Source organism: Streptomyces sp. SM11 (assembly GCF_002910905.1).
Taxonomy (GTDB): Bacteria; Actinomycetota; Actinomycetes; order Streptomycetales; family Streptomycetaceae; genus Streptomyces.
The window spans coordinates 1-25,769 of the sequence record NZ_NEUE01000282.1 but is presented as its reverse complement, the minus strand read 5'-3'; the positions used below and the strand labels follow the sequence as shown (position 1 = coordinate 25,769).

Sequence of the window (25,769 nt, the reverse complement as noted above, 5' to 3'; positions counted from 1 at the left end):
CGCCGGCCCGCCGGTGGAGGGCGTGCCGGGGCAGGGTGCTCAGGTCCGGGTAGGAGAGCCCGGCCGCCGCGGCGGCGGCGCCGGCGGGCAGCCACCGGCAGAAGTCGGCGACCAGGTCCGCCCGGTCGCGCCCGGCTATCCGGCGGGCCAGGACGTACGCGGTCCGTTCGACCACGGGTTCGACGGTGCGGTACGGCACGGCCGACGGGACACAGACCAGGCTGCCCCGGCAGAGGCCGAGTGGGACGGGGGCCCGGCCGCGCGGGGCCCCGTCGTGCGGGTAACCGGTGAACCGGGGGTCGGTGAGGGCCAGGGCCACATCCGCGTGCCGGCTCAGCAGCCAGGCGCCGAGGCCCGAGTCGTAACCGAGGGGGTAGTCGGTGCGCAGCAGGCGGTAGAGGCGCAGCCGGTACGGATCCGTCGTGGCGCCCGGCGCCAGCAGTCCCGGCTGCCCGCCCGCGAGCCGGTGCGGGCGGCGGGCGGCGGGCAGGGCCTCGGGGCGGTCGACCGGCATCCCGCGCCCCCTGGAATCGGTGCGCCGGCTGCCGGCGCGCGTTCTCTCAGGGGACCACCGCCTGGGGTGCACCGCAGTCGGCGTACGCCCGTTCGGGTGAGGGTGCGGTGGGGTGCGGGGGGCGGATTCCGGTGTCCGGGAGGGTGCCGAGCAGCTCGGTGAAGGCCGCCGCCGCTCCGGTCAGGGGGACCCGGGAGAAGACGGCGAGGGAGCGCAGCCAGGGCGGGTCGACGCTCAGGACCGCGCAGTCCTCGCCGAGAGCGCCGCGGACGGTGTGGCCGGGGGCGGTGGAGATGCCGACCCCGGCCGCCGCCATCCGGATCGCGGTCGAGGTGTGCTCGGTACACACCGCGGTACGGGGCTCGAAGCCCGCCGCGCCGCAGGCGCCTTCGAGGAAGGGGCGGCCGTCGACGACCGGTTCCATCGCGCACCGGACCCAGGCCCGGTCGGCGAGCTCGTGCAGGCCTACCGAGGAGCGCCCGGCCAGCGGGTCGTCGAACGGGACGACAAGCACGATCTCCTCCTCTCCCACCGGGACGAGGGGCCCGCTCCACCGCTCGGGGACCGGCCCGAGGGCGAGGTCGGCGATGCCGCGTTCCACCTGGTCCTCCAGGGCGTCGGTGCTCGCGTACTCGTGGAGGACCAGACAGACGCCCGGGTGGGCGCGCCGCCAGTACGCGAAGACGTCGGGGAGGATGCCGACAGCCACCGAGTGCACGGTGGCGATGTGCAGTTCGCCGCCTTCCGCCCCGGCGGCGGCGCGGGCGGCGCGGCGGGCCTGGGCGGCGCTGCGGACGGAACGTTCGGCGTGCGGGAGGAAGGCCCGGCCCATCGGGGTGAGCAGGACGCCGCGCGGCAGCCGTTCCAGCAGCTCGCCGCCGACCGCGCGTTCCAGTGCCTTGATCTGGTGGGAGAGGGCGGGCTGGGTGACGTGCAGCCGTTCGGCGGCTCGGGTGAAGGAGGACTCCTCGACCACCGTGACGAAGTACTCCATCTGACGCAGGCTCATTCGCCGTACCTTCCGCAGGGCTTCACGCACCGCTTCCCATGAACGTTGTGCATCGACTCCACACGCATTCTGCCTTGGACGTATGGCGGTGGGCGGGCGGAGGGTTGAGCCATGACGCGGACGAGCACGGAGCACACGCGGGACACGGCGGACAGCACGGACGTACTGGTGATCGGTGGTGGCACGGGGGGCTACTCCACGGCGTTGCGGGCAGCGGCGCTGGGGCTGGAGGTGGTGCTCGCCGAACGGGATCTGGTCGGCGGCACCTGTCTGCACCGGGGCTGCATCCCGAGCAAGGCGATGCTGCACGCGGCCGAACTCGTCGACGGCATCGCCGAGGCCCGGGAGCGGTGGGGGGTGAAGGCGACGCTCGACTCGGTGGACTGGCCTTCCCTGGTCGCGACCCGGAACGACATCGTGACCCGCAACCACCGGGGGGTCGAGGGGCAACTGGCGCGGGCCGGGGTGGAGGTGGTGCGCGGCAGCGCCGAACTGACCGGCCCGCGCTCGGCCCGGATCAGCGGGTACGGGGAGGTCGTGGCCCGGCGCGGCGTGGTGCTGGCGACCGGTTCGCGGCCCCGGATGCTGCCGGGTCCCGCGGCGGACGGGCGGCGGGTGGTGACGAGCGACGACGCCCTGTACGCCCCGGGGCTGCCGGGGTCCGTGCTGGTGGTCGGCGGCGGGGCGATCGGCGTCGAGTACGCCTCGTTCCACCGGTCGATGGGGGCCGAGGTCACGCTGGTGGAGGCCGCCGACCGGCTGGTGCCGCTGGAGGACGCGGAGGCGTCGCGGCATCTGGTCCGGGGGTTGAAGAAGCGGGGCATCCGCGTGGAGGCGGGCGCGCGGCTGGTGGAGTGGACGGTGGTGGCCGATGGGGTGCGGGCCGTCGTGCGGACCGCCCGGGGCGAGAGCGTCACGGTGGCGGCCGAGCGGCTGCTGGTCGCGGTCGGCCGGGAGCCGGTGACCGATGGCCTGGGGCTCGCGGCGGCGGGGCTGGCCACGGACGGGCGCGGTCATGTGGTGCCAGCCGACTGGTCACGGCTGGAGACGGCGGTGCCGGGCATCCACGTGGTGGGCGACCTGCTGCCGCCCCCGTCCCTGGGGCTGGCCCACGCCTCGTTCGCCGAGGGGCTGTTGGTCGCGGAGACGCTGGCCGGGCTGCGTACCTCCCCGGTCGACTACGCCACCGTCCCGCGGGTCACGTACTCCTCGCCGCAGACGGCCGCGGTGGGGCTGACCGAGGCGCAGGCCCGGGACGCGGGGCACGACGTGGTGGTGAACACCCTGCCGCTGACCGCCGTCGCCAAGGGCATGGTGCACGGCAGGGGCGGGCTGGTGAAGGTGGTCGCGGAGCGGGCGGGCCGGGTGCTGGGCGTGCATCTGGTCGGCCCGCACGTCTCCGAGATGATTGCGGAGAGCCAGCTCGTGGTCGGCTGGGACGCGGAGCCCGCCGATGTCGCCCACCACATCCACCCGCATCCGACGCTCGCAGAGGCGGTCGGCGAGGCGTTCCTCACGCTGGCCGGGCGAGGACTGCACCAGCAGCACTGAGGGTGGGCCGCACGAGCGGTACCGAACAGGGCTCAGGCGGGCGGAAGGCCGGGGCCGTGCGGCGGAAGGCCGGGCGCGGGCGGCGGAAGCTCGGGCGGCCGGAGGGCCGGGGCGGTGAGGCGGAAGCTCATCCGGCCGAAGCTCACCTGGTCCCCGTCCCGCACCGGGATCGAACCGACGAGCCGCTGGCCGTTGACGCAGGTGCCGTTGGTGGAAGCGAGGTCGCGCAGCACCCAGCGGCCGTTCTGCGCGGAGAGTTCGGCGTGCAGCCGGGAGACCGTCTCGTGGTTGAGGCGCAGTCCGTTGGCCGGGTCACGGCCGATGAGCAGCGGGTACGGGCCGGGTGCGGGGAGCAGCAGCTTGGGGAGCCGCTCGGTCTGCCAGGCGCGGCGCAGCCGCCCGGGGAAGGCGGAGATCCCGCCCACCGCGCGGACCAGCCCCTGCGACCAGCCGCTGCCAGCTTCCAGGTCGGAGGTGAGGGCCGCCAGCTCCTCCGGGCGCCGGGCGACGAGGGCGAGCTCCATACGCCGCATGAAGGTGTCGTGCGACAGCTTGCCCTGTGCCGCACCGTCTCTGAGCACGCCGAGGACACGGTCGCGCTGGGCGTCCGACAGCCGCGCGGGACTCGTGTGGAACTCGAAGGAGGACGTCACGTTGACGATTGTCGGTCCGAGGGGCCCGGGGTGTCCAGATGAGGCCGTGTTTCCTCCCGCGCTGACCTGCGCGGCTCCCCGGCGACGGCCTCCTCGCCGAGGGCACCCCGGCGAAGTCCTCCGAGCGTCTCGGGTACGTCGACTTCGAGCGGGCGTTCACCATGGTCCGGGATCCGCCCCGTTGAACCTGCCCCGATGAATCCGGTGGACGGCGGGCGCGGGGACGGATACGGTCGATACCGACATCGGCACCGGTTGCGGAAGGAGGCGGGAAACGTGCGCAGGATCATCCGCACCACCATCCGCAGTACCTCACTCTCGCGCTCCCGCCCCGTCCGCCGGGCGGTGTCGGACCTCGTCTGACCGGGAGCGCGGCATTCCGTCCCGGAGGACACCTTCATGACCGATCTGGTCATCCGCGCGCTCACCCCGAGCGACGCCGCACTTTTCACCACGCTGCAGGACTGCCCCTTCGTCGGCCGGGCCGCCTTCGGCCACGCGTACACCTCGACGGCCGACGGCGGCGAGTACCGCCCCGACTGGTCCTGGGTCGCCCTGCGCGAGAACACCGTCATCGCTAGGGCCGCCTGGTGGGGCGGGCCCGACGACACCGAGCCCGTCGTGCTCAACTGGTTCGACTTCGCGGACGGGGAGGAGGCGGCGGGCGCCGAACTCCTGCGCCGGGCCCCGTTCGACAAGGAGTACGAGCTGATCGCACCCGCCGGGTGGCGGGACGACCCGGCGGTGCGGGCCGCCGTCGAGGCGCGGGTCGCCGCCGCGACGGCGGCCGGCATGAAGCCGCTGGTCGAGCGCTACCGCTATCGGTGGACGCCCGGCTGCCCGCTGCCCGAGCGGACGGGCCGGCTCACGTTCCGTCCGGAGCCGGACGACGCGGTGATCCTCGACGTCCTGCGCCGGGTCCACTCGGCCACGCTGGACGCGCACGCCCGCAAGGCGATCGAAGGTCCCGGTGGGCTGGAGGCGGCGGCCCAGGAGGAGTTGGACTTCTTCCACTGGTGCCCCTCGCCGAGGGAGTGGTGGCGGCTCGCGTACACGCCGGACGGCGAGGTGGCGGGCATCCAGGTGCCCGCGCACAACCCGTCCGGGCCGTGCGTCGGCTTCATCGGGGTCGTCCCCGAGGCGCGCGGGCACGGCTACGGCTACGACCTGCTGGTGGAGTGCACCCGCTTCCTGGTCGAGCAGGGCGCCGAGTTCGTCGCGGGCGCGACGGACTGCGGGAACGTGCCGATGGCCGCCGCGTTCGCCCGCGCCGGGTACCCGATCACCCAGGAATGGGTCCATCTGGCGTGAGCGCTCCGGCCTCCTCGGCCAGCCACTCCAGGCGGAGCCGCTGCTCGGCGGGGATCGTCGCGTCCTCGCCGCGCGGCCCCACGTTGAGCAGGACGTTCCCGCCGTCGGCCGCCGTGTCGCGGACCAGTGAGGTGAGGGCCTCACGGCCGATGAAGGCGTCGGCCCCCGAGGCCCGGTTGTAGCCGAAGCTGTGGTCGACGCCCCGGGTGATCTCGTACGGGTCGGAGCCCTCGTAGCGGGCGTACTCCGGGGTGCGGAAATCGAAGACGGGCGGTGTGCGCGGGACGAAGCCCTCGCCCTGCGCCACCGTCCGGCGGTCCCACCAGTTGTACAGCGCCTTCGCTCCCGGCAGGTTCAGACCGCGCCAGAGCGGGGCGTAGGGCAGCAGTCTGTCGTTGACGACACCGTGCGGGACGGCGAAGCGGTAGAAGTCGACCAGTGAGCGGATCTCGGCGGCGGAGGCGGGCCAGGCGATGTCGTTCCAGAGGATGTCGGGCCGGTAGCGGCGGATCAGCTCCCGCAGCTGCGCGTCCGCGTAGGCGGGGTAGCTCCCGCGCGGGACGGCGGAGAACATGTCGGCCGCGGTGCCGATGGGCCGGTCGTCGAAGGTCCAGTCGAGCCCGCCGGAGTAGTAGACGCCGAAGCGCAGGCCCTCGGCCCGTACGGCTTCGGCGAACTCGCCCACCACGTCCCGGGCGGTGTGCCAGCCGGCGCGGTGCGGATTGCGGGTCCCGGAGGGCCAGAGGCAGAACCCGTCGTGGTGCTTGGTGACCAGGACCGCGTATCCGGCACCGGCCTCCCGGAAGGCGCGGGCCCAGGCTGCCGGGTCCCAGGTGGCGAGCCCGTCCTCGAAGTCGCGGCCGAAGTCCGTGTAGGGGCGGGTGCCGTAGGTGGCGCGGTGGTGGGCGGCGACCGGGGAGCCGGGGAAGCGGAGCGCGTTCTCGTACCACTCCGCGTACGAGGTCCAGCCCAGCGGCGCGCGCCGGCCCGCCGCCGGGAGCCCGGCGGCGGGAACGTAGGGCGGGGCCCAGCCGGGAACGGAGGCGGGGGTCCAGTGAACGAAGATCCCCAGTTGGGCCCGGGACCACCATGAAGCGACCATGGCGGGAAGTATCGATCACTCGGTGGGTGTCGCGTAAGCCCTTTCGACCGCCGGATTCGGCTTCTGCGTCTTCTGCGCGCGGATCAGGTCCCGGTACCAGGCGTAGGACTGCTTCGGCGTACGGGCCAGCGTCTCGTAGTCGATGTGGACCAGCCCGAACCGCTGAGAGGCGCCCTCCGTCCACTCGACGTTGTCGGTGAGCGACCAGGTGAAGTAGCCGCGTACGTCCACCCCGGCGTCCATGGCCGTGCGCAGGGCCCCGAGGTGGCTCTCCAGGTAGGCGATGCGGCGGTCGTCCGCGTGCGGTTCCTCCAGGGCACAGCCGTTCTCGGTGATGTACAGCGGCGGGAGCCGGTCGCCGTAGCGGGTGTGCAGAGCGGTGACGATCTCGGTCAGCCCCTCGGGGACTACGGGCCAGCCGAAGCCGGTCTTCTCGTACCCTTCGATCTCCCGTATCCCGAAGGGGAGTTCGGCCGGCATCGTGAAGCCGGAGAAGGTGTCCAGGGCCTCCGGGCGGGGCGCTCCGACGAGGGTCGGGTTGTAGTAGTTGACGCCGTACCAGTCGAGCGGGGTGGAGATGACCTTCAGGTCGTCGGCGACCGGTCCCGGCATCAGGGCGGCGAGGTTCTCGTCCGGGTAGCGGCCGGTGAGGACCGGATCGGCGAAGAGCCAGTTGGTGAGCGTGTCGTACAGCTCCGCGCCGAGGCGGTCCTCGTCGGTGTCCCCGGCCGTCCAGACCGGGGCGTGCGAGAGGGCGACGCCGATGTTGTCCGCGCCCGCCGCCCGCAGGGCGCGGACGGCGAGGCCGTGGGCGAGGAGTTGGTGGTGGGCGGCGGGCAGGGCGTCGAAGAGCAGGGTGCGGCCGGGGGCGTGCTCGCCCAGCGCGTAGCCGAGCATCGTGACCTCGGCGGGCTCGTTGATCGTGATCCACATGGGGACGCGGTCGGCGAGGCGTTCGGCGACGATTCCCGCGTACTCCGCGAACCGGTGGGCGGTGTCCCGGTCGAGCCAGCCGCCCGCTTCCTCCAGCGGGAGCGGGGTGTCCCAGTGGTAGAGGGTCGGGGCGGGGGTGATGCCGTGGGCGCAGAGCTCGTCGACGAGCCGGTCGTAGAAGTCGAGCCCGTCGGCGTTGACGGCTCCGCTGCCGCCGGGCACCACGCGGGGCCAGCTGACGGAGAACCGGAAGGCGTCGGCGCCGAGCCCGGCCAGCAGCGCGACGTCCTCGCGGTAGCGGGCGTGGAAGCCGGTGCCCCGGGTGGTGTCGGTGCCGTCCTTGATCCGGCCGGGCAAGGCGGCGAAGGCGTCCCAGCCGGAGGGCCCCTTGCCGTCCGCGTCCACCGCCCCCTCAGTCTGGAAGGCGGAGGCGGAGGCTCCCCAGAGAAAGCCGGGCGGGAACATCGGCAGGGTCATCGCGGCCTCCAGAAGCCGTACGTAGGAGCAGAAGCGGTACGTGTCAGCAGAACCAGTACGTGTGAGCGAAATCCGTATGAGCGGGAACCTCGCCGGGCAATGATCAGGACCAGACCCTAATCGCCGGTGACGGGCGGCGACAGAGCCTGTCGCGTGGAGCGTGGAGCCCGCCCGCGGGCGGCCGCGCGCCCCGCCCAGGGACGAGGAGTGGCAAATGCAGTTCGAGGTGTGGGCCCCCGAGGCGGACTCGGTCGTGCTGGAGGCGGCGGACGTCCGGTCCCCGATGGAGCGCGATACGGGGCGCGAGGGGTGGTGGACGGCCGAGGCGGCGGCCTCGGACGGGGACCGGTACGGGTTCCGGCTGGACGAAGGCCCCCTGCTGCCGGACCCCCGTTCACGGCGTCAGCCGGAGGGACCCGACGGCCCGAGCGCGGTCGTCGACCAGGAGGCGTACGCCTGGCGCAACGAGTGGGCGGGGCGGCGGCTGAACCGCGCGGTGCTGTACGAGCTGCACGTGGGGACGTACACGCCGGAGGGCACGTTCGACGCGGCGGCGGCACGGCTGGGCCATCTGGCGGAGCTGGGCGTCACCCATGTGTCGCTGATGCCGGTCTGCCCGTTCCCGGGCGTCAACGGCTGGGGGTACGAGGGCGTCTCGCTCTGGGCGGTGCACGAGCCGTACGGCGGGCCCGAGGGGCTGAAGCGCTTCGTCGACACGGCGCACGGACTGGGGCTCGGGGTGGTCCTGGACGTCGTCCACAACCACCTGGGCCCGTCCGGCAACCAGCTGCCCGCCTTCGGCCCGTACTTCACCGACACCCACCACACCCCGTGGGGCGCGGCCGTCAATCTGGACGCGCCGGGCTCCGACGAGGTGCGGGCGTTCCTGCTGGGCAGCTCCCTGGCCTGGCTGCGCGACTACCGGCTCGATGGGCTGCGGCTCGACGCCGTGCACGCGCTGGCCGACACCCGGGCGCTCACCTTCCTGGAGGAGCTGTCGGCGGCGGTCGACGCGCTGGCCGTCGAGGTGGGCCGGCCGCTCGGGCTGATCGCCGAGTCCGACCTGTGCGACCCGCGCACCACCACCCCGCGTCCGGCGGGCGGCCTCGGGCTGCACGCCCAGTGGAACGACGACTTCCACCACGCCCTGCACACCGCGCTCACCGGTGAGTCCCAGGGCTACTACGCCGACTTCGCCCGCGCTCCGCTCGCCGCCCTCGCCAAGACGGTGACGTCGGCGTTCTTCCACAACGGGACGTACTCCAGCTTCCGGGGCCGCACCCACGGCCGCCCGGTCGACGTGTCCCGCACCCCCGCCCACCGCTTCGTCGGGTACGCGCAGACGCACGACCAGATCGGCAACCGGGCGCTCGGCGACCGACTGGCCTCCTCCCTCTCCCCCGGCCTCCAGGCGTGCGCCGCCACCCTCGTGCTGACCGGCCCCTTCACCCCGATGCTGTTCATGGGCGAGGAGTGGGGGGCGCGCACTCCGTGGCAATTCTTCACCGACCACACGGACCCGGAGCTGGCCGAGGCCGTACGCGACGGCAGGCGGCGGGAGTTCGGGGCGCACGGCTGGGACGAGGAGGAGATCCCCGACCCGCAGGACCCCGCGACCCGGGACCGCTCGTGCCTCGACTGGGCCGAGCCGGAGCGCGAACCGCACGCCCGGCTGCTCGCCTGGTACCGCGAACTGATCGCGCTGCGGCGTACGCTGCCCGATCTGCACGATCCCGACCTGGCCTCGGTGAAGACCGCGTTCGACGAGGACGCGCGCTGGCTGGCGTACCGCAGGGGCGATCTGCGGATCGCGGTGAACCTGGCGGACAAGCCGGCCGCCGTCCCGCTGGGCTCCGGCCGGCACCGGCGCGCCGGCGGACGGGTGCTGGCGGCCTGGGAGCCGGCGGAGGCGCCGGGGGCGGACGGGGTGCTGCATCTGCCGCCGGAGTCGTGTGTGGTGCTCGCCGACGACTGAGCCGTGCCGGGCGGTGCCGGGGCCGGACGCGGTGCCCGGGGCCCCGCTACTCCACGACGGCCAGTTCGCGGGCGGTGGTGTTGAGCCGCCGGCCGCCGTCCTCGGTGACGGCCACGATGTCCTCGATCCGGACGCCGAAACGGCCCGGGAGGTAGATGCCCGGCTCCACGGAGAAGCACATGCCGGGGACGAGCGGCTGCTCCTCGCCCTCGATCATGTAGGGCGGCTCGTGGGTGGTGACGCCGATGCCGTGGCCGGTGCGGTGGATGAACCGGTCGCCGTAGCCGAATTCGGTGATCACCGCGCGGGCGGCCCGGTCGATCTCCTGGCAGGCGACGCCGGGCCGGACGGCGGCGCAGCCCGCCTGCTGGGCCTCGCGGACGATGTCGTGGACCCGCTGCTCCTCGGCGGTGGGCTCGCCGACGTGGACCGTACGGGAGGTGTCGGAACCGTAGCCGTGCTTCAGGCCGCCGAAGTCGAGGACGACCATGTCGCCGCGCTCGATGGCGCGTTCGCCGGCCTCGTGGTGCGGGTTGGCCCCGTTCGGGCCGGACCCGACGACGGTGAAGTCGACCTGGGAGTGCCCGAACTCGCGGAGCAGGGCAGCCAGATCGGTGGCCACGTCGACCTCCCGGCGGCCGGAGAAGCGCACCTTGAGGATCTCCTCGTACGTGGCGTCGGCGGCGGCCCCGGCGGCGGCGAGCCGCTCCAGTTCGGCCGCGTCCTTCACCGCGCGGAGCATCGGGAGCGCCTCGGTGAGCGCGGTGTAGGAGGTGCCGGGCAGCTCCCGCTGGAGGCCGAGCAGATGCATCGCCCAGGCGTTGTCGCTGACGCCGAAGCGGCCCCGGCCGTCCAGCAGCGGGGCGGTCACCGCGTACGGGTCCTTGCCGTCGGTCCAGTCCCGCAGGGTGAGGGCGGGTGCCCCGGTGGCGGCGGCCGCGTCGGGGGCCTCCAGGGTCGGGACCACCAGGACCGGGTCCTGTCCTGCCCGGAGCACGAGGAGCGTGAGGCGTTCGGTGCTCACGGGGCGGTAGCCGGTGAGGTGGACGAGGTCGGGGCCCGGCGCGACGATCACCCCGGCGAGTCCGGCCTCGGCGGCGGACTCGGCGGCCCGTGCCATCCGGGCCCGGTAGTCGTCGGCGGTGAAGGGCGGGGGAACGGAGTGCTGGGCGGGCTGCTGGGCGGACGGGCTCGGGCTGGACATCAGGGCCTCCTGGCGGTGCGACACGGCACACAGCATCCTGCCCGTCCGGCGGGCCGCACGCGACCGGCTTCCGGCCACGTGTCCGAACTCGCGGCACACATGACCGATCTCCCCGCCGCACGTCGGACCTCACGGCGCACGTCAGCGGCCTCCCCGCCGCACGTCAGACCTCACGGCGCACGTCAGCGGCCTCCCCGCCGCACGTCAGGCGTCGCACGTCGGGCTTCGGGCGTCGGGCTTCGGGAACGCCCGGCGGATCAGAGCCGCACGATCAGGTCCGCCCGGTCCCGGCCCCGCTCCACCAGCCGTGCGTTCGCCTCGTCGGACCGGGCCACCCACTCCTGGGCACGGGACCGGGGCCTGCCGTGGCGCACATGGCGGTCTATGAGTCGGCGGACCCGGACCTCCCGGTCCAGGTCCAGGAACCACACCTCGTCCAGCAGCCCGCGCACCGGCGCCCAGGGCCCGTCGTCGAGCAGCAGGTAGTTCCCCTCGGTGACGACGAGCGGGACGTCCGGCGGTACGGGCAGCGCACCGGCGACCGGCTCCTCCAGGGACCGGTCGAAGGCCGGCGCGTAGACCGTGTGCGCCGGGTCCGGGTCGCGCAGCCGCCGCAGCAGGGCCGCGTACCCGGCGGCGTCGAAGGTGTCGGGGGCTCCCTTGCGGTCGGCGCGGCCGAGCCGGTCCAGCTCGGCGGCGGCAAGGTGGAAGCCGTCCATCGGCACGAGGGCGGCGCGTCCGTCCAGGGCGTCGACCAGCCGGTCCGCCAGAGTGGACTTCCCGGCTCCGGGCGGGCCCACGATCCCGAGGATCCGTCGCCGTCCGGTGTCCGCGAGCGCGCGGGCCCGGTCCGTCAGCGCGGCCCGGCCGCCGGTGGTCATGCCGTCCACGATGTCCATGCGGGGCATTGTGCGGGGGCCGGACCCGAAAGCGTTAGTGTTACGTATAACCTCACTCGTGCAGCACTCGTGGAAGGCCCCCGCCATGTCCCACATCGCCCTGGTCACCCTGGTCGTCCGCGACTACGACGAGGCGCTCGCGTACTACCGCGACGCGCTCGCCTTCGAGCTGGTGGAGGACACCGACCGGGGCGACGGCACCCGCTGGGTGGTGGTGCGCCCGCGCGGGGCTGCTCCCGGCGCGGGGCTGCTGCTGGCCCGCGCGAAGGACGGGACGCAGGCCGCGGCCGTCGGGGCGCAGACGGGCGGCCGGGTCGGCTTCTTCCTGCACACCGAGGACTTCGCGGCCGACCACGAGCGGATGCGCGCGGCCGGGGTGCGGTTCCTGGAGGAGCCCCGGCACGAGCCGTACGGCTCGGTCGCGGTCTTCGAGGACCTGTACGGCAACCGCTGGGACCTGCTGCAACCGGCCGCCTGATCCCCTCCGCCCCCTGCCCCGCTCAGTACCCGCCCCGGCCCTCCAGGCAGGCGAGCACCGCGAGGACGCGGCGGTGGACGGTGCCGTCGTCCGGCTCCAGGCCGAGCTTGGCGAGGATCGAGCCGATGTGCTTGCTCACCGCCCTTTCGGAGACGGTGAGTTCGGCGGCGATGGTGGCGTTCGCCTTGCCCTGCGCCATGTGTTCCAGGACCTCGCGCTCACGGGCGGTGAGGCTCTGGAGCGGGCCCGCCGAGGACTTGCGGGTGAGGAGCTGGGAGACGACTTCCGGGTCGAGCGCGGTGCCGCCCGCCGCCACCCGGTCCAGGGCCTCCAGGAACTGCTCGACCCGGCCCACCCGGTCCTTGAGCAGATAGCCGATGCCCCGGGCGCCCTGCGCGAGCAGCTCGGCGGCGTACGTCTCCTCGACGTACTGCGAGAGGACCAGGATCGGCAGGTCGGACAGCTCGGCGCGGGCGGCGAGCGCTGCCCGCAGGCCCTCGTCGATGGTAGGCACGGGCCGTCGGCAGCTGCGGCGGATGCTGGTGCTGGAGACCGGCATGGTGACGGTCGCCGGGCTGGTGATCGGCACGGCGGTGGCCGCGGTCCCGCTGACCGCGTTCGCCGTCTCGGTGGCGGGCACGGCCCCGTATCTCCCGCCGGTGCACTACGGGGTGATCGCGGGGGCGGTGGCGCTCGCCGCGGCGGCGGGAACCCTGGTCCCGGGCGCGGCCGGCGGACGCTTCGTCCTGGGACGCCGGGCGGGGTGAGGGGCGGAAGGGGGCGTACGGGGCGGGTCCGGACCGCCCGGCACGCCCCTTCCGGACGGTCGGGCCGCGGGTTCGGGCGTTCGGCCGCAGCACATGAATTCTCGCCGAGAAAATCTGTACCCGGTGGGCACCCGGACCGTCCGAGCAGGGGGCGGCGAGGTCAGGTCCGGGCCAGACCCGCTTCCCGTACGGCCACCGCCTCCATCGCGTCCAGCACCGGCCGGATCAGCGGATGGTCCTCGGCCCCCTGCCGTACGGCCGCGAAGACCCGGCGGGTGGGGGCGCTGCCCTCGACCGGGCGGACGACCACCCCGGTCAGCTCCATCCCGCGCAGCGCGGACCGGGGCACCAGGGCCACTCCGGCGTCGGCCCCGGCCAGGGCGACCACGGCACGGAAGTCGTCCGAGGAGTGTTCGAGGCGGGGGGCGAACCCGGCGAACTCGCAGGCCAGGACCACCACGTCATGGCAGGGGTTGCCCGGGTAGGGCCCGATCCACGGGTCCTTCGCGAGGTCGGCGACCGCGACCTGATCCTGGTCCGCGAGGCGGTGGTGCACCGGGAGCACCGCGTCGAACGGCTCCGAGTAGAGGGGCACGCGGGTCAGTCGGCGGTCGTCCTCGGCGGGCGCGCCCCGGTATTCGACGGCCACCGCCACATCGACCTGGCGGTCCAGCACCATCGGCACGCTCGCGTCGCCCTCCGCGTCCTGGACCTTGACCCGGATGCCGGGTGCGGTGCGGGCCAGCTCGGTGAGGGCGGGGGCGAGGACGAGGCCGATGCCGGTGGCGAACGCGGCGACCGTGACCGTACCGGCGACGCCCGCGCTGTAGTCCGCGAGCTCCGCCTCGGCCCGCTCCAGCTGGGCCAGGACCAGGTTGGTGTGGCTGAGCAGGATCTCCCCGGCGGCGGTGAGCCGGGCGCCGCGCGCCCCGCGTTCGACGAGGCGGTGGCCGGTCTCCTGCTCCAGGGCGGCGAGCTGCTGGGACACGGCGGACGGTGTCAGGTACAACGCGGCGGCGGCCGCGGTCACGGTGCGGTGGTCGGCCACCGCACGGAGGATTCGCAGCCGCCGCGCATCGATCATGTACCCATTGTCCCAGGTGGCGGAGGTCCCACCGACCTGGTGACCGGCGCTACGCCTCCAGGGCCGCCCGCGCGTCGACGAAGGCGTCCACGGCGCGGTTCACATCGGCCGTGGAGTGCGCGGCGGAGAGCTGGACCCGGATGCGGGCCGCGTCCTGCGGGACGACCGGGTAGGAGAAGCCGATCACGTACACCCCGCGTTCCAGGAGCAGTTCCGCCATCCGGCCGGCCTTGCCCGCGTCGCCGATCATGACGGGGGCGATGGCGTGGTCGCCGGGCAGGATGTCGAAGCCCTCCTCGGTCATCCGGGTGCGGAAGAGCGCGGTGTTGGCGTTGAGCTGCTCGCGCAGGTCTCCGGCGGACTCCAGCAGGTCGATGACCTTGAGGGACGCGGCGGCGATGACCGGGGCGAGGGAGTTGGAGAAGAGGTACGGGCGCGAGCGCTGGCGCAGCAGGGCGACGATCTCGGCGCGGGCCGCGACGTAGCCGCCGGAGGCTCCGCCGAGCGCCTTGCCGAGCGTGCCGGTGATGATGTCGACCCGGTCCATGACGCCGTGCAGTTCGGGCGTGCCGCGTCCGCCGGGGCCGACGAAGCCGACGGCGTGCGAGTCGTCGACCATGACCATGGCGTCGTAGCGGTCGGCCAGGTCGCAGATCTCCTGGAGCGGGGCGACGTAGCCGTCCATGGAGAAGACGCCGTCGGTGACGATCAGCCGGCGGCGGGCCCCGGACGCCTCCTTGAGCTGCGTCTCCAGCTCGGCCATGTCGCGGTTGGCGTAACGGTGGCGCTTTGCCTTGGAGAGCCGGATGCCGTCGATGATGGAGGCGTGGTTGAGGGCGTCGGAGATGACCGCGTCCTCGGGGCCGAGCAGCGTCTCGAAGACTCCGCCGTTGGCGTCGAAGCAGGAGGAGTAGAGGATCGTGTCCTCCTGGCCGAGGAAGGCCGAGAGCCGCTGCTCCAGCTCCTTGTGGACCTCCTGGGTGCCGCAGATGAAGCGTACCGAGGCGAGCCCGTAGCCCCAGCGGTCCAGCGCCTCGTGGGCGGCGGCGACGACCTCGGGGTGGTCGGCGAGGCCCAGGTAGTTGTTGGCGCAGAAGTTGAGGACCTCGCCGGCGCGGCCGCCGGAGGTGACGGCCACGGTCGCGGACTGCGGGGTGCCGATCACGCGCTCGGGCTTGTGCAGTCCGGCGGCGCGGATCTCGTCGAGGGTGGTGCGCAGATCGTCGCGTACGGAGTCGAACATGCGGGATTCCTTACGGATGAAGGGATGCGGTCGGAAGGTCAGACGGTCCAGTCGAGGATGACCTTGCCGCCGAGGCCGCTCGCGGCGTCGTCGAAGGCCGCCTCGAAGTCGCGGAAGCCGTACCGGCCGGTGATCACGGGGTCGAGGTCGAGGCCGCCCTCCAGCAGGACGGACATGGCGTACCAGGTCTCGTACATCTCGCGGCCGTAGATCCCCTTGATGGTGATCATCGAGGTGACGATGCGGGACCAGTCGACGGCGAACTCCTCGGCGGGCAGGCCGAGCATCGCGATCCGGCCGCCGTGCGTCATGTTCGCGACCATGTCGCGCATCGCCTCGGGGCGGCCGGACATCTCCAGGCCGATGTCGAAGCCCTCGCGCAGGCCGAGCTCCCGCTGTCCGTCCGCGATGGTCCGGTCCGCGACGTTCAGGGCAAGGCTGACGCCGACCTTGCGGGCGAGGGCGAGGCGGGCCTCGCTGACGTCGGTGATGACGACGTTGCGGGCGCCGGCGTGCCGGGCGACGGCAGCGGCCATGATGCCGATCGGTCCGGCGCCGGTGATCAGGACGTCCTCGCCGACGAGCGGGAAGGACAGCGCGGTGTGCACGGCGTTGCCGAACGGGTCGAAGACCGCCGCGATGTCGAGGTCGACGGGGGCCCGGTGCACCCACACGTTGGAGGCGGGCAGGACCACGTACTCGGCGAACGCCCCGTCCCGGCCGACGCCGAGGCCGACGGTGGAGCGGCAGAGGTGGCGGCGGCCGGCGAGACAGTTGCGGCACTTGCCGCAGACGAGGTGGCCCTCGCCGCTGACCAGGTCGCCGACCGCGATGTCCGCGACGTCGGAGCCGGTCGCGGCGACCTCGCCGGCGAACTCGTGGCCGAGGATCAGCGGTGTGGTGACCGCCTGCTGGGCCCAGCCGTCATAGGCGCGGATGTGCAGGTCGGTGCCGCAGATGCCGGTGCGCAGAACCTTGATCAGGACGTCGGTGGGGCCGTACTCCGGCTCCGGCACGTCCATCAGCCACAGTCCGGGTTCGGCCTTCTGCTTGACGAGTGCCTTCACGGCTGTGGCTCCCTGACGTCGGTACGCGGGTGGATACCCCGGGCCTGGGGGCATGTCGGAAGAACCCTGCGGCCCGGGGTGGTTCTCGGGGGACCGCCCCCGTGGCGGGGGCGCGGCGGGACGGGACGGAGCACATCGTGCGGCTGCACGTCGTACGGCTCCACGCGCCATCCTCGGCCGTCACGGAGAAATCTGCCGTACGACGGGGCCCGGGTCCATCGAGGATTTCTTAAGCGCGGTCGCAGGAGATCTTCACGCCTGGCCGTGGCTTCACGCACCGCTGCCGTCCGCGCTCTCCCGGGGAGAGCTCACACCTCGCGGAACGGGCCCAGGAAGCGGGGGCGGCCCTTCTCGATCCGGTAGAGGAAGATCCCGTTCTCGTAGCGCACCTGGCGGATCGCGGAACGGAAGGCGAGCTGGCGCACGATTCCCCGGTGCTCGGTACGGAGGAGTCGCCGGGCCATGCCGCCGCGGATCTCCCCCGGGGCGCTGGTGGTCCCGGCGGCGCGGGCGATCAGACCGACCGCGTCGTACGCCTCGGCGGCCCAGGTGGCCGGGGGTGCGCCGAAGCGCTTGCGGTGGGCGGCGGTGAACGTCCTGGCGGACGGGAGGGCGACAGGGTCGGCGTACGCCTCGGCGAAGACCCAGCCATCGGCGGCCTTGCCCGCCCCGTCGAGGAAGGCGGGCCCCAGGGCGGGTCCTGCGGCCACCCGGGTGCCGGTGAAGCCCTCGTCCGCCAGCGCGGTGGCCAGGCGGGCGGCCCGGGACGCGTCACCGCTCGCGAGCACCACGGCGTCCGCCCTGCTGGTCATGGCCTTGCGGGCGGCCGCGCCGAAGCCGGCGTCGCCCCGGGGGAGAGCGTGTTCGATGAGTGTGGCGTCGGCCGGCGGGGTGTCGCGGAACGCGCTGCCCAGCTCGCCGCCGAGGCCGGTGCCGTCCCTGTCCTGGACGACGAGGACGCGCTCGGCGGGACGGCTCTGGACGACGTAGCCGATGAGGCCCGGGGTGAGCATGCGGTCGAACGGGCGGGTCACGCAGAGGTGGGCGGGCGTTTCGGATGCCGTGGTGGAGCCTGCCGCGACGACGACCAGGGCGAGCCGCACCTCGCCGTACCGCTGGACGACGTCCGCGGCCAGCACGTCGCCGGTCGGCCCGACCGCGGCGATGACGTCGGGGTCGGCACCCAGCCGGTCGGCCGCCCGCAATGCCCGGCGCGGGTCCCCGGCGTCGTCCTCGGTCCGCAGGGCGAGGCGGAACGTCGTGTCGGTACGGGCGTTATGATCGGCGACCGCGAGCCGTACCCCGCGCTGGTGCGCCAACCCGGCGGCGCGTCCGGGCCCGCTGAGGTCGGCGTGGAGCCCGATCGTGTACGTGGGCGGTTCGCCGGAGCCCGACGCGGAGCCACCGGTCCCGGCGGACCGCCGCCCGGCGAGCCACGCCGCGGTGAAGCCGCCGGTGACCAGGACGGCACCGGCGGCACCGGCGGTCAGGAGCCTCCGCCGCGTGAGGCCCGCCGACGACGTTCCCTCGTCCTCGTCCGGGACGAGGGTGGCGGGCAGCGGCTCGGGGTCCGGCAGCGCGAGGGCGGCCGCGGAACGTTCGGCGATCAGCGCGGAGAGCCCGGGTGGCGCGAACCAGGACCCCGGAGGCGGAGCGGTGTCCGGCTCCGCGGTCGGAGTCCCGTCCGGGGCGGCCTCGGCAGCCCCGTCCGGAGCCGCCCCGGAAACCCCGTCCCCGGCCGGCCCCGAAGCCCCGTCCCGAGCACCCCCGGAAACCCCGCCCCCGACCGGCCCCGAAGCCCCGTCCCGAGCCGTCCGGGGAGCCCAGGCCGCACGGGGGTCCGGAGGCTGGAGGCGGGCCGGGCACGGACCCCTCCCCGGCCGGCCGCGGCTCCCTCCCCCGGCCGCCGCCTCCAGGTCATCGCCGATCCGGCTCGCCGGCGGCCGGGCGTCCGGGTCCTTGCTCAGGCAGGCCGCGATCAGGGGCAGCAGTTCGGGCGGCACACCCGTCAGGTCCGGCTCCTCGTGGACCGTGCGGAACAGGACTCCTGCCGCGCCGCCCTCGCCGAACGGCCGCCGGCCCGTCGCCGAGTACACCAGGACGCAGCCGAGCGAGAACACGTCGCACGCCGGCCCCACCGGCCCGGCCGACGCCTGCTCGGGGGCGAGGTATCCGGGCGTGCCGATCACCACGTCGGTGGCGGTGAGTGCGGTGGCGCCCCCGTGGCGGGCGATCCCGAAGTCGATGAGGCGGGGGCCGTCGAGGGCGAGGAGCACGTTGCCCGGCTTCACGTCACGGTGGATCAGCCCGTTCCCGTGCACCGAGGCGAGCGCGGCGGCGAGCCGGCTCCCGAGTGCCCGCACGGTGGCGGGCGGCAGCGCTCCCCCCGCTCCGACCACCTCGGCCAGCGAGGGCCCGGGGACGAACGCGGTCGCCAGCCACGGCTCACGGGCCTCGGTGTCCGCTCCTAGCACCGGAACCACCCACGGGCCGGTGATCCGGGCGGCGGCCTCGGCCTCGCGCCGGAAGCGGGCGCGGAAGCCCGGGTCGGCGGCGTGCTCGGCGCGGATCACCTTGACGGCGGCGAGCGCCCCGCCCGCCGAACGCCCCAGGTAGACCACCCCCATGCCACCGGCGCCGAGCCGGGCGAGCGTACGGTACGGGCCGACGGCGCGGGGGTCCTCGGTGATGAGGGGCCGCACGTCAGCTCTTCGGCTTCGGAGCCGCGCCGAGGTAGCGGATACGTCCGTCCTTCACCTGGTACATGTGGGCGTCCTGGCCGACGAGTTGCTGCCGCTCCTTGTCGAACGTGTAGGTGCGCGAGACGCCTTCGTACCGGGAGGCGGCGATCGCGGCGGTGAGTTCGGAGCGGGTGGGGCGGCCGGTCCCGGAGGGCGAGGCGCTCGCCGTCGCCTTCTTGGCGGCGGCGTCGGTCAGGGCGGCCAGTTCCCGGGCGACGAGCCCCGCCACGTCGTACGCCTCGGCCGCCCAGGCGGCGGGCGCGGCGTCGAAGCGTTTGCGGTGGGCGGCGGCGAACGACGCGGCCGCCGGGGTGCTCGCGTCGGTGAACGGTGCGATGAACTCCCAGCCGTCGGCCGCCGCGCCCGCCTGCTCCAGGAACTCCTGTCCCATGACGGTGTGCTGGGCCATGCACGGTCCGGCGAAGGAGAGGCCGGCCATGACGCGGGCGACCCGGGCGGCACCGGCCGCGTCACCGGCGTAGAAGAGGGCGTCGCTGCGGTGGGAGAGGAGGTCGTCGATGACCGGGTCGAAGACGCTCGTCCCGGCGGGCACCACGCGGGGGTGGGTGGTGCCGGTGGTGAGGTTCGGCGTCATCAGGTTCGTCGCGTAGCCCGCCTGGTAGGCCGCCTGCCCGCCGGCCCGGTCGATCAGGACGCCCAGCCGCTCGACGTCGGGGCGCAGCAGGAGGCGGTGGACGATGGGGATCGAAAGATCGGCATAGGAGGGGCCGGCCTGGAAGAAGGAGCCGTTGGCCCGTTCCGGAAAGGCGATCTGGAGGGCCGACACCGTCAGGACCGGCAGCACGGCCTCGTCGTACGTGGACAGCGCCGCCCCGGTCGTGGCGTCGCCCGTGGGACCGATGACCGCGGCGATCTCCGGGTCGCGGGCGAACTCCTCGGCGACGCGGGCGGAGCGGGCGGTGTCCCCCGCGTCGTCGAGGACCTTCACCGCGAGCCTGAAGGGCTGGCCGTCCACGGAGTTGAAGCGGTCGACGGCGAGCCGGACACCCCGCTCCTGAGCGCGCCCGGCCGCGCTTTGAGGTCCCGTCAGGTCGGCGTGCACGCCGATGATCCAGCGGCGGCCGCCGGGGGCGCCGTCCGATCCGCTGCCGTCGGACCCGTCGCCGCCGATCCGTACGGCGGCGACGGCGCTCGCACCGAGGGCGACCGCGCCGCCCGCCGCGAACAGCAGGAACCTCCGTCTGCCGGGGGCGGGTTCCGGCGGGCCGGGCCCCTCGGTGACGGTGACGTCGATGTCGGGCAGGGCGAGCACGGCGGCGGACCGGTCCGCGATGATCAGGACGACGTCCTCGGGCAGCCAGTCGGCCCTAGCCCCGGCCGGCTCGTCCTCGGTGATCAGCCCGTCGAGGTCGGCGGCCTCCGGGCGGGCGGCGGGGTCCTTGGCGAGGCAGCGTTCCAGCAGTGCGCGCAGCCCCGGCTCCTCGATGCCGTCGAGGTCGGGCGCGTCGTGGACGGTGCGGTAGAGAAGGGCGTCGACCGCTCCGCTGCCGAACGGCGGCCGGCCGGTGGCCGCGTACGCGAGGAGGCAGCCGAGCGAGAAGACGTCCCCGGCGGGCCCGGCGGTGTTCCCGGACGCCTGCTCGGGCGGGAGGAAGCCGGGGGTGCCGACGACGAGTCCGGTGGCGGTCAGGGCGGTGGCGTCGGCGGCACGGGCGATCCCGAAGTCGATCAGCCGGGGTCCGTCGGCCGTCAGCAGGACGTTGCCCGGTTTGACGTCGCGGTGGACGAGCCCCGCGGCGTGCACGGCGGCCAGAGCGCGGGAGAGCAGCCGGCCGAGGACCGCGACGCTGCGCACGGGCAGTGGCCCGCGCCGGGCGACGACGTCGGACAGCGTCGGCCCGGGGACGAACTCCGTGGCGAGCCAAGGGCGTTCAGCCTCGGTGTCGGCGCCGGTGACGGGCACGGCCCAGGGGCTGTCGACCCGGCGGGCGGCCTCGGTCTCACGCCGGAAGCGGGTCCGGAAATCCTCGTCCCCCGCGAGTTCGGGCAGTATCACCTTGATCGCGGCGAGTGCTCCGGCGTCGGTGCGCCCGAGGTAGACGACACCCATGCCGCCCGCTCCGAGGCGTCCCAGGAGCCGGTGTCCGCCGATGCGGGCGGGGTCGGTGGGTCGCAGATCATCCATCGCCGGGCCTCAGTTCTGCTTCTCGACGGCGTTCTCGAGCCGGGACAGCATGGCGCCCTGCGCCTCGTTGACCAATGTGTCGATCTCGTCCTCGGTGCGGCCCTCCGCGCCCTTGCCGGTCACGGCGACGGTGAACTGGAGCATCTGCGCCTGCTGCCAGGAGTAGCGGTGCGGCCCGCCCAGCTCGGAGCTCTGGTAGTCCCCCACCTCGACGAGGAAGTCCTCGGAGGTGTTCTGGGCACTCTCCCCGCCGAGGAGCGCCCCGGCGAGGATGGATCCGATCGTCTCGCCCTCGCGCAACTGCTGGGTGGGGCAGCGCATGGACTCCTCGATCGACTCCGCCATCTCCCAGGCCGCGTCCTCGCGGGTGCGGTGCACGGTGACGACGGCGCCGAGGCGCACCGGCCCCTTGCCCACCTCGGCGGGCGCCTCGAACGACCGGGTGAGGGTGGCCAGGACGCTGTGGGCGGGCTTCTGCTGCTGCCAGACGCAGTCCTCGCCGAGCACGGGCCAGGTGGCCGGGTCGCTCTCGTACGGGCTCCGCTTCACCACTCCGGGGCCGAAGCTGTCGGGGCCGGCGATGACGCGGTCGATGAGGTCGCGTGCCTCCGCCCGGGTCTTCGGGAGTCGGGCGGGGTCGGGTACGAGGGAGCCCTCGGGCGACGGCCCGGCGCCCGTACCGCCGCCGGGGCTCGCGCTCGCCGAGGCGTCGCGCTTCTCCACCTTCCCCGGGTCGTCCGCCGCGCCGGAGCAGCCGGCGAGCAGCACGGTCACCAGGGTCAACGGCAGCGCGTACCGGGCCCCTCCTAACGGCACGTGGCAGGTCACAGCGATTCCCCGTTCCTCTTCGACGCCGCATCGATCATAGGTTCACCCGACGTGGCCGGCGGGTGCCGTAGGGGGACTGTTACCTCGTCGGGACATGGACGGCACCGTCCACCGGGGGCCCGGCCCGGGTCCTCAGGCGGTGTTCGCCGGGAAGGCACCGATGTGCTCGACGAGGGCGTCGGGCCGGTCCCGAGGGATCAGTGTGCAGCTGTCGGCGACCTCCACCAACCGTCCCTGCGGGAGAAGTTCGGCGAGACGTCGCCCGTGGTCGAGCGGCATCACACGGCCCTCGGTCGCCCAGATCACCCGGTCGAAGGTGCGCAGCTCCTCGGCCCACCGCAGGAGTTCGGCCTTCTCCGGTACGCCGAGCACGTAGGCGCGCAGGTCGCGCCGGATCGCCGGGGAGGTCAGCAGCGGCCGGAACCACCGGTCCATCGTGGCGTGCGGGACGGGCCGCTTACTCATCCACCCCCAGGTCATGGGCAGCCGCCGTGCGGGCCTCAGCCGGAGCAGGGAGAAGGCGAACCCGATCCCTCCGGGCAGCCTGGCGAAGGCGACGAGGTTCCGGCCGGGCAGCCCCGGCGGATAGTTGTCGAACGCCTCGCAGGACGTGAGCACCAGCCGGCCGATCCGGTCGGCCCGCCCGTCGGCCACCAGCGCCTGGGCGCCGCCCCAGTCGTTCATCACCAGGGTCACGTCCTCCAGTTGGAGGGCTTCCAGGAACTCCGCGACCAGCCGGGCGACCCCGAGGACGGACAGGTCGGCCCCGGCGTCCATGGGCCTGCGGTGTCCGCCGAGCGGCAGGGCCGGAACGATGCACCACACCCTGTCCCCCGAGCCCGGTGACGACGTCGTCCCACAGCGAGCCGTCCATGGCCACGCCGTGCAGGAGGACCGTCACGGGCCCGTCGCCACCGGTGTCGTGGTAGTCGATCACGCCCGCGGAACGCCTGACGTCGCCCATGTGGTCGACGTAGTGCAGCGGCCCTCGGGGCAGCACCTGACGCAGCGTAGGGATTGCGTCCCGGTCCTTGATAACGTCGCCTCCGCGGCTGCGGACTTCTCCCCCGACCCCAGCCGTACGGGGTGGGCACGGGGATCGGGCGCGGCAGGACGAAGAGAGCCGACAGTTGAGCCTTGCACAGGTGCACTACACCTCCGCCGCGCCAAGGGACGAGGGAACGGCGGGCCGGTTCACGGCGGTCGGCCCCGGGGTGTCGGGGGCTCTGCTGGCGGAGATCGAACACCTGGTGCGCTACGAGCTTCCCGGAGGCGTCCCCGACCGTCCTTCGGACGACGAACTGCGTTCGCTGCCACAGTCGTTCGGGTACGCGGTGCTGTCCGACGGCAGCCGACTGGTCGCTCGATCCGCCCCGGTACGGGACACGGGCGGCGGCGCGGGGTCGGGCGTCCGGTTCCACGCGCACGCGGTGCACCTGCCGCCGGGGGTTCCGCTGCCGGGCGACCGGCTGCCGGTCGAGGCGTGGCGCTCGCCGCTCTGGGTGTCGGTGACGCCCGGCGGGGCGATACCGGACCCGCTGACGCGGCCGCCGGGCCCGGCGGTGGTCTCCGAGGGGCTCGACGACTTCGCCGTCTCGCGCGGCCCCTGGCTCGCGGCTGTGCTGGCGGATCTGCGCCGGGCGAGCGACGCGGAGGCGGTCAGCGGGCGGCCGGTGGTGCTGGTGGAGCGGCAGTGCGCGGACGTGGCCCGGTGGCTGGGGCTCGCGTCGGTCACCTTGCCGAGGGAGAGCGCGGAGCGGCTGACGTTCACCACGTACACCCGGCGGCCGGAGAGTTCGGCGGCGCGGGTGGTGGGGGTGCTGCCCGAGGACGCGGCGGCGGCCCGGGCCGCGGGCCTGCGGGTGCACGCGTGTGCGAGGCAGGCCCCGGTGGACGGTACGGAAGACGTGTGGGCGACGACTGCGGCCCGGGTCTGGCGGAGCCGGTCGCAGGAGCTGTTCCGGGAGTCCCGCGAACTGCCCGGCGAGCCGTTCGCCGCGGGCCCGTTGGCGGTGACGGCCCTGTGCGCGGGGATCGCGCTCGGGCCGGACGGTCGTGCGGCGGCGGCCGGGTGGGCCGCCGAACGGCCCTACGCGCTGGACGCCAAGCGCACGGGCCGGCTGGTCGAGGCCCTCGCCTCCCCCGGCATCGACGACCGTACGGCACCCGAGTTCGACGCCGCGGGAAGGCTGTTCGGTGCGCTGGAGGGCCGCTGCCCGGCATCGGTGACCGCCCCGCTCGCGGCGATGCTGGTCACGGAGGCGGTACGGGGCGGCAACGGCTCGCTGGAACTGCCGCGCCGAGACGCGTTCGCGGGTCCGGAGGGGGCGGCGGTCGCCGAGCGGCTCGGACCGGAGATCCTGACCGAGCTGGGCGACACGACCGGGTCCCGTTCGGTGGCGCGGACCGTACAGCTTCTGCGGGTGGCCCGGTTGCTGGGCGTGGACGGCACGGAGTCGCTGCCGGGGGTGGTGGACCGCCTGGCGCCCGCCCTGCTGACGGAGGCGACGGCGGCGCGCGAAGGCGGCCCGGGCTTCGCACCGGCCCTGCTGGAGCTGCTGGACGAACAGTTCGAGGTGCGGACGGCGCTGCTCGGCGCCCTGGACCGGATCGCGCCGCAGGACCCCGGGGCGGTGGCCAGGTTCCTGGAGCGGGTCACGCTGCCGTTCACGGGCACGCAGGCGCTGCCGCATCTGCGGATGTGCGCCGAGGCGCCGGGGGCGATGCTGACGCTGGGCGGCGACCGGGCGGCGGTGTGGCAGCGGGTGCTGCGCGCGGCCGGCCTCTCCCCCTTCGCCGAGCCACTGGTCCTGCGTACGGCGGTGGGTCTGGTCTGGGAGGACCGGGCCCCGACGGTCGAGGAGGCCCGGCTGCTCCTGGAGGCGGCCACCTCGGACTCGCACCGCGTGGCCGGCACCTGGGCACGGCTGGTGGACGCGGCGCTCAGCACGTCCGCCGCCGGTACGGACGAGGCGGCCGGGCTCGCCCACGACCTCCTGCGCGGCTTCCCGGAGGAGATCGGCGGCCGCAAGCGGGCCGGGCTCCTCCTGCTGGACCTCGTCCGCGAACTGCGCACAGGAGCGCCCGAGCCCGGCTGGTCGGAGCGGGTACGCACACTGTGCGCGCAGGCGGAGCCGGTCGGACCCGCGCTCCGGGAGCGAGCCCACGCGGCCCTGGTGGAACGGCTGCTCGCCCCCGACCGCCCGGGGGCCGAGCTGTACGACTTCGTCCACGGCGAGGACGCCGAGATGATCGCCGCGTACGACCGTGCGGCCCGCACCCCGTCGGTGCGGACCCGGCTGCGCACCCAGCCCGCCTACGCGGCGGACTGCTTCACCGTCTGGACGGCCCACCCGCACGCGGGCCGCGCCTGGCCGCCGGTGGCCGCCGCCCTCCTCGACGACGTTCTTCGCCCCGCCGTACGCGGCATGTCGGGCGAGGCCGTCGCGGAGGTCGAGGCGATGGTGGGACGCACGGGCAGCAGCGGCCGGGCCGACGCCTTCCGGGACTGGAACCGTGTCAGCGCCCTGGGGCGGCTGGGCCGCCGGATCGCGGGGCGGGTGCGGCGGGGCTGACCCTCACGCCGGCACGACGAGGAACTCGGGTCCACAGGTCCGCGAGCCACCGCTGTCCCAGCAGACTCTCGGCGGGACGCTCGCCCGCGAGGTCCAACAGCGCGACGGAGCCTCGACAGCACTGCCGCCGGGCCCCGCCGCGTGAGAAGGCGAGGTCAGCTGGGCTGGTCGCCGGTGTAACGGTAGATGTTCCCGCCGGAATTGACGCCCCA

General features: G+C 74.3%; 19 protein-coding genes and 2 pseudogenes. 6 read left to right on the top strand and 15 right to left on the bottom strand.

Annotated features, from left to right (window positions below; all coding sequences use genetic code 11):
* A pseudogene (locus B9S58_RS31110) lies at positions 1-514 on the bottom strand (cytochrome P450); the annotation flags it as partial.
* A gap of 46 nt (positions 515-560) precedes the next feature.
* Complete coding sequence (locus B9S58_RS31105; RefSeq protein WP_258045149.1) at positions 561-1,523, bottom strand: LysR family transcriptional regulator; 963 nt, start codon at positions 1,521-1,523, stop codon at positions 561-563.
* Positions 1,524-1,634: 111 nt separating this feature from the next.
* Here B9S58_RS31105 and lpdA point away from each other — a divergent pair, with 111 nt between their 5' ends.
* Positions 1,635-3,074, top strand: coding sequence for a dihydrolipoyl dehydrogenase (gene lpdA / locus B9S58_RS31100; protein ID WP_103535267.1), 1,440 nt, complete (start codon positions 1,635-1,637; stop codon positions 3,072-3,074).
* 32 nt (positions 3,075-3,106) lie between these two features.
* Here lpdA and B9S58_RS31095 read toward each other — a convergent pair whose 3' ends face one another.
* Entirely contained in the window at positions 3,107-3,727 is a 621-nt protein-coding gene (locus B9S58_RS31095) for a DUF1707 and FHA domain-containing protein (RefSeq protein ID WP_103535266.1), read from the bottom strand.
* 399 nt (positions 3,728-4,126) lie between these two features.
* Here B9S58_RS31095 and B9S58_RS31090 point away from each other — a divergent pair, with 399 nt between their 5' ends.
* Positions 4,127-5,038 (top strand): GNAT family N-acetyltransferase, encoded by a 912-nt coding sequence (locus B9S58_RS31090; protein WP_103535265.1) that lies wholly within the window; start codon positions 4,127-4,129, stop codon positions 5,036-5,038.
* On the opposite strand, the gene B9S58_RS31085 is transcribed toward B9S58_RS31090, so the two are convergent.
* Both B9S58_RS31085 and B9S58_RS31080 read right to left on the bottom strand, forming a co-directional pair.
* The gene (locus B9S58_RS31085) at positions 5,010-6,140 is read right to left on the bottom strand and encodes an alpha-L-fucosidase (protein ID WP_103535264.1); all 1,131 of its coding nucleotides are present in this window, start codon (positions 6,138-6,140) and stop codon (positions 5,010-5,012) included. The genes B9S58_RS31090 and B9S58_RS31085 overlap by 29 nt on opposite strands.
* 15 nt (positions 6,141-6,155) lie before the next feature.
* A complete protein-coding gene (locus B9S58_RS31080; RefSeq protein ID WP_103535263.1) occupies positions 6,156-7,550 on the bottom strand; it encodes a GH1 family beta-glucosidase in 1,395 nt (464 codons plus the stop codon).
* 214 nt (positions 7,551-7,764) lie between these two features.
* Here B9S58_RS31080 and treZ point away from each other — a divergent pair, with 214 nt between their 5' ends.
* Complete coding sequence (gene treZ, locus B9S58_RS31075) at positions 7,765-9,525, top strand: malto-oligosyltrehalose trehalohydrolase (protein ID WP_103535262.1); 1,761 nt, start codon at positions 7,765-7,767, stop codon at positions 9,523-9,525.
* A 46-nt stretch (positions 9,526-9,571) separates the two neighbouring features.
* On the opposite strand, the gene B9S58_RS31070 is transcribed toward treZ, so the two are convergent.
* Complete coding sequence (locus B9S58_RS31070; protein ID WP_103535269.1) at positions 9,572-10,729, bottom strand: aminopeptidase P family protein; 1,158 nt, start codon at positions 10,727-10,729, stop codon at positions 9,572-9,574.
* A 257-nt stretch (positions 10,730-10,986) separates the two neighbouring features.
* On the bottom strand, positions 10,987-11,628 hold the full coding sequence (locus B9S58_RS31065; RefSeq protein ID WP_181009517.1) for a nucleoside/nucleotide kinase family protein: 642 nt from the start codon (positions 11,626-11,628) through the stop codon (positions 10,987-10,989).
* A gap of 85 nt (positions 11,629-11,713) precedes the next feature.
* On the opposite strand from B9S58_RS31065, the gene B9S58_RS31060 reads away from it, so the two are divergent.
* The gene (locus B9S58_RS31060; protein WP_103535260.1) at positions 11,714-12,106 is read left to right on the top strand and encodes a VOC family protein; all 393 of its coding nucleotides are present in this window, start codon (positions 11,714-11,716) and stop codon (positions 12,104-12,106) included.
* 22 nt (positions 12,107-12,128) lie between these two features.
* Here the strand turns inward: B9S58_RS31060 and B9S58_RS31055 are convergent, their stop codons facing one another.
* Positions 12,129-12,689 (bottom strand): DNA-binding response regulator, encoded by a 561-nt coding sequence (locus B9S58_RS31055; protein ID WP_374935723.1) that lies wholly within the window; start codon positions 12,687-12,689, stop codon positions 12,129-12,131.
* Here B9S58_RS31055 and B9S58_RS31050 point away from each other — a divergent pair.
* Positions 12,610-12,873: an FtsX-like permease family protein gene (locus tag B9S58_RS31050; RefSeq protein ID WP_258045148.1), complete on the top strand. Its 264-nt coding sequence runs from the start codon at positions 12,610-12,612 to the stop codon at positions 12,871-12,873. The genes B9S58_RS31055 and B9S58_RS31050 overlap by 80 nt on opposite strands.
* Before the next feature lie 160 nt (positions 12,874-13,033).
* Here the strand turns inward: B9S58_RS31050 and B9S58_RS31045 are convergent, their stop codons facing one another.
* The 7 genes and pseudogenes from B9S58_RS31045 to B9S58_RS31015 all read right to left on the bottom strand — a co-directional run bounded on the left by B9S58_RS31045 (position 13,034) and on the right by B9S58_RS31015 (position 22,946).
* Positions 13,034-13,957, bottom strand: a complete 924-nt coding sequence (locus B9S58_RS31045; RefSeq protein ID WP_103535259.1) for a LysR family transcriptional regulator — start codon at positions 13,955-13,957, stop codon at positions 13,034-13,036.
* Positions 13,958-14,006: 49 nt separating this feature from the next.
* Entirely contained in the window at positions 14,007-15,200 is a 1,194-nt protein-coding gene (locus B9S58_RS31040) for a glycine C-acetyltransferase (RefSeq protein ID WP_103535258.1), read from the bottom strand.
* Positions 15,201-15,238: 38 nt separating this feature from the next.
* Positions 15,239-16,267, bottom strand: coding sequence for an L-threonine 3-dehydrogenase (gene tdh / locus B9S58_RS31035; RefSeq protein ID WP_103535257.1), 1,029 nt, complete (start codon positions 16,265-16,267; stop codon positions 15,239-15,241).
* A 308-nt stretch (positions 16,268-16,575) separates the two neighbouring features.
* A complete protein-coding gene (locus tag B9S58_RS31030; RefSeq protein WP_103535256.1) occupies positions 16,576-18,969 on the bottom strand; it encodes an ABC transporter substrate-binding protein in 2,394 nt (797 codons plus the stop codon).
* Position 18,970: 1 nt separating this feature from the next.
* Positions 18,971-21,154 (bottom strand): bifunctional serine/threonine-protein kinase/ABC transporter substrate-binding protein, encoded by a 2,184-nt coding sequence (locus B9S58_RS31025; RefSeq protein WP_103535255.1) that lies wholly within the window; start codon positions 21,152-21,154, stop codon positions 18,971-18,973.
* A 9-nt stretch (positions 21,155-21,163) separates the two neighbouring features.
* Positions 21,164-21,928 carry a hypothetical protein gene (locus tag B9S58_RS31020; RefSeq protein ID WP_103535268.1) on the bottom strand — a complete coding sequence of 255 codons (765 nt, stop codon included), beginning with the start codon at positions 21,926-21,928 and terminating at the stop codon, positions 21,164-21,166.
* Positions 21,929-22,114: 186 nt separating this feature from the next.
* A pseudogene (locus tag B9S58_RS31015) lies at positions 22,115-22,946 on the bottom strand (alpha/beta fold hydrolase).
* 166 nt (positions 22,947-23,112) lie between these two features.
* On the opposite strand from B9S58_RS31015, the gene B9S58_RS31010 reads away from it, so the two are divergent.
* Positions 23,113-25,557: a GTPase-associated protein 1-related protein gene (locus B9S58_RS31010; RefSeq protein ID WP_103535254.1), complete on the top strand. Its 2,445-nt coding sequence runs from the start codon at positions 23,113-23,115 to the stop codon at positions 25,555-25,557.
* Positions 25,558-25,769 lie beyond the last annotated feature (212 nt).

Excerpts from the sequence above, each read along its gene's own strand:
- B9S58_RS31050 (WP_258045148.1), top strand. The coding sequence starts at position 12,610 with ATGGTAGGCACGGGCCGTCGGCAGCTGCGGCGGATGCTGGTGCTGGAG.
- lpdA (WP_103535267.1), top strand. The coding sequence starts at position 1,635 with ATGACGCGGACGAGCACGGAGCACACGCGGGACACGGCGGACAGCACG.
- treZ (WP_103535262.1), top strand. The coding sequence starts at position 7,765 with ATGCAGTTCGAGGTGTGGGCCCCCGAGGCGGACTCGGTCGTGCTGGAG.
- B9S58_RS31045 (WP_103535259.1), bottom strand. The coding sequence starts at position 13,957 with ATGATCGATGCGCGGCGGCTGCGAATCCTCCGTGCGGTGGCCGACCAC.
- B9S58_RS31040 (WP_103535258.1), bottom strand. The coding sequence starts at position 15,200 with ATGTTCGACTCCGTACGCGACGATCTGCGCACCACCCTCGACGAGATC.
- B9S58_RS31070 (WP_103535269.1), bottom strand. The coding sequence starts at position 10,729 with ATGTCCAGCCCGAGCCCGTCCGCCCAGCAGCCCGCCCAGCACTCCGTT.
- B9S58_RS31065 (WP_181009517.1), bottom strand. The coding sequence starts at position 11,628 with ATGGACATCGTGGACGGCATGACCACCGGCGGCCGGGCCGCGCTGACG.
- B9S58_RS31105 (WP_258045149.1), bottom strand. The coding sequence starts at position 1,523 with ATGAGCCTGCGTCAGATGGAGTACTTCGTCACGGTGGTCGAGGAGTCC.
- B9S58_RS31025 (WP_103535255.1), bottom strand. The coding sequence starts at position 21,154 with ATGGATGATCTGCGACCCACCGACCCCGCCCGCATCGGCGGACACCGG.
- B9S58_RS31060 (WP_103535260.1), top strand. The coding sequence starts at position 11,714 with ATGTCCCACATCGCCCTGGTCACCCTGGTCGTCCGCGACTACGACGAG.
- B9S58_RS31080 (WP_103535263.1), bottom strand. The coding sequence starts at position 7,550 with ATGACCCTGCCGATGTTCCCGCCCGGCTTTCTCTGGGGAGCCTCCGCC.
- B9S58_RS31085 (WP_103535264.1), bottom strand. The coding sequence starts at position 6,140 with ATGGTCGCTTCATGGTGGTCCCGGGCCCAACTGGGGATCTTCGTTCAC.
- B9S58_RS31090 (WP_103535265.1), top strand. The coding sequence starts at position 4,127 with ATGACCGATCTGGTCATCCGCGCGCTCACCCCGAGCGACGCCGCACTT.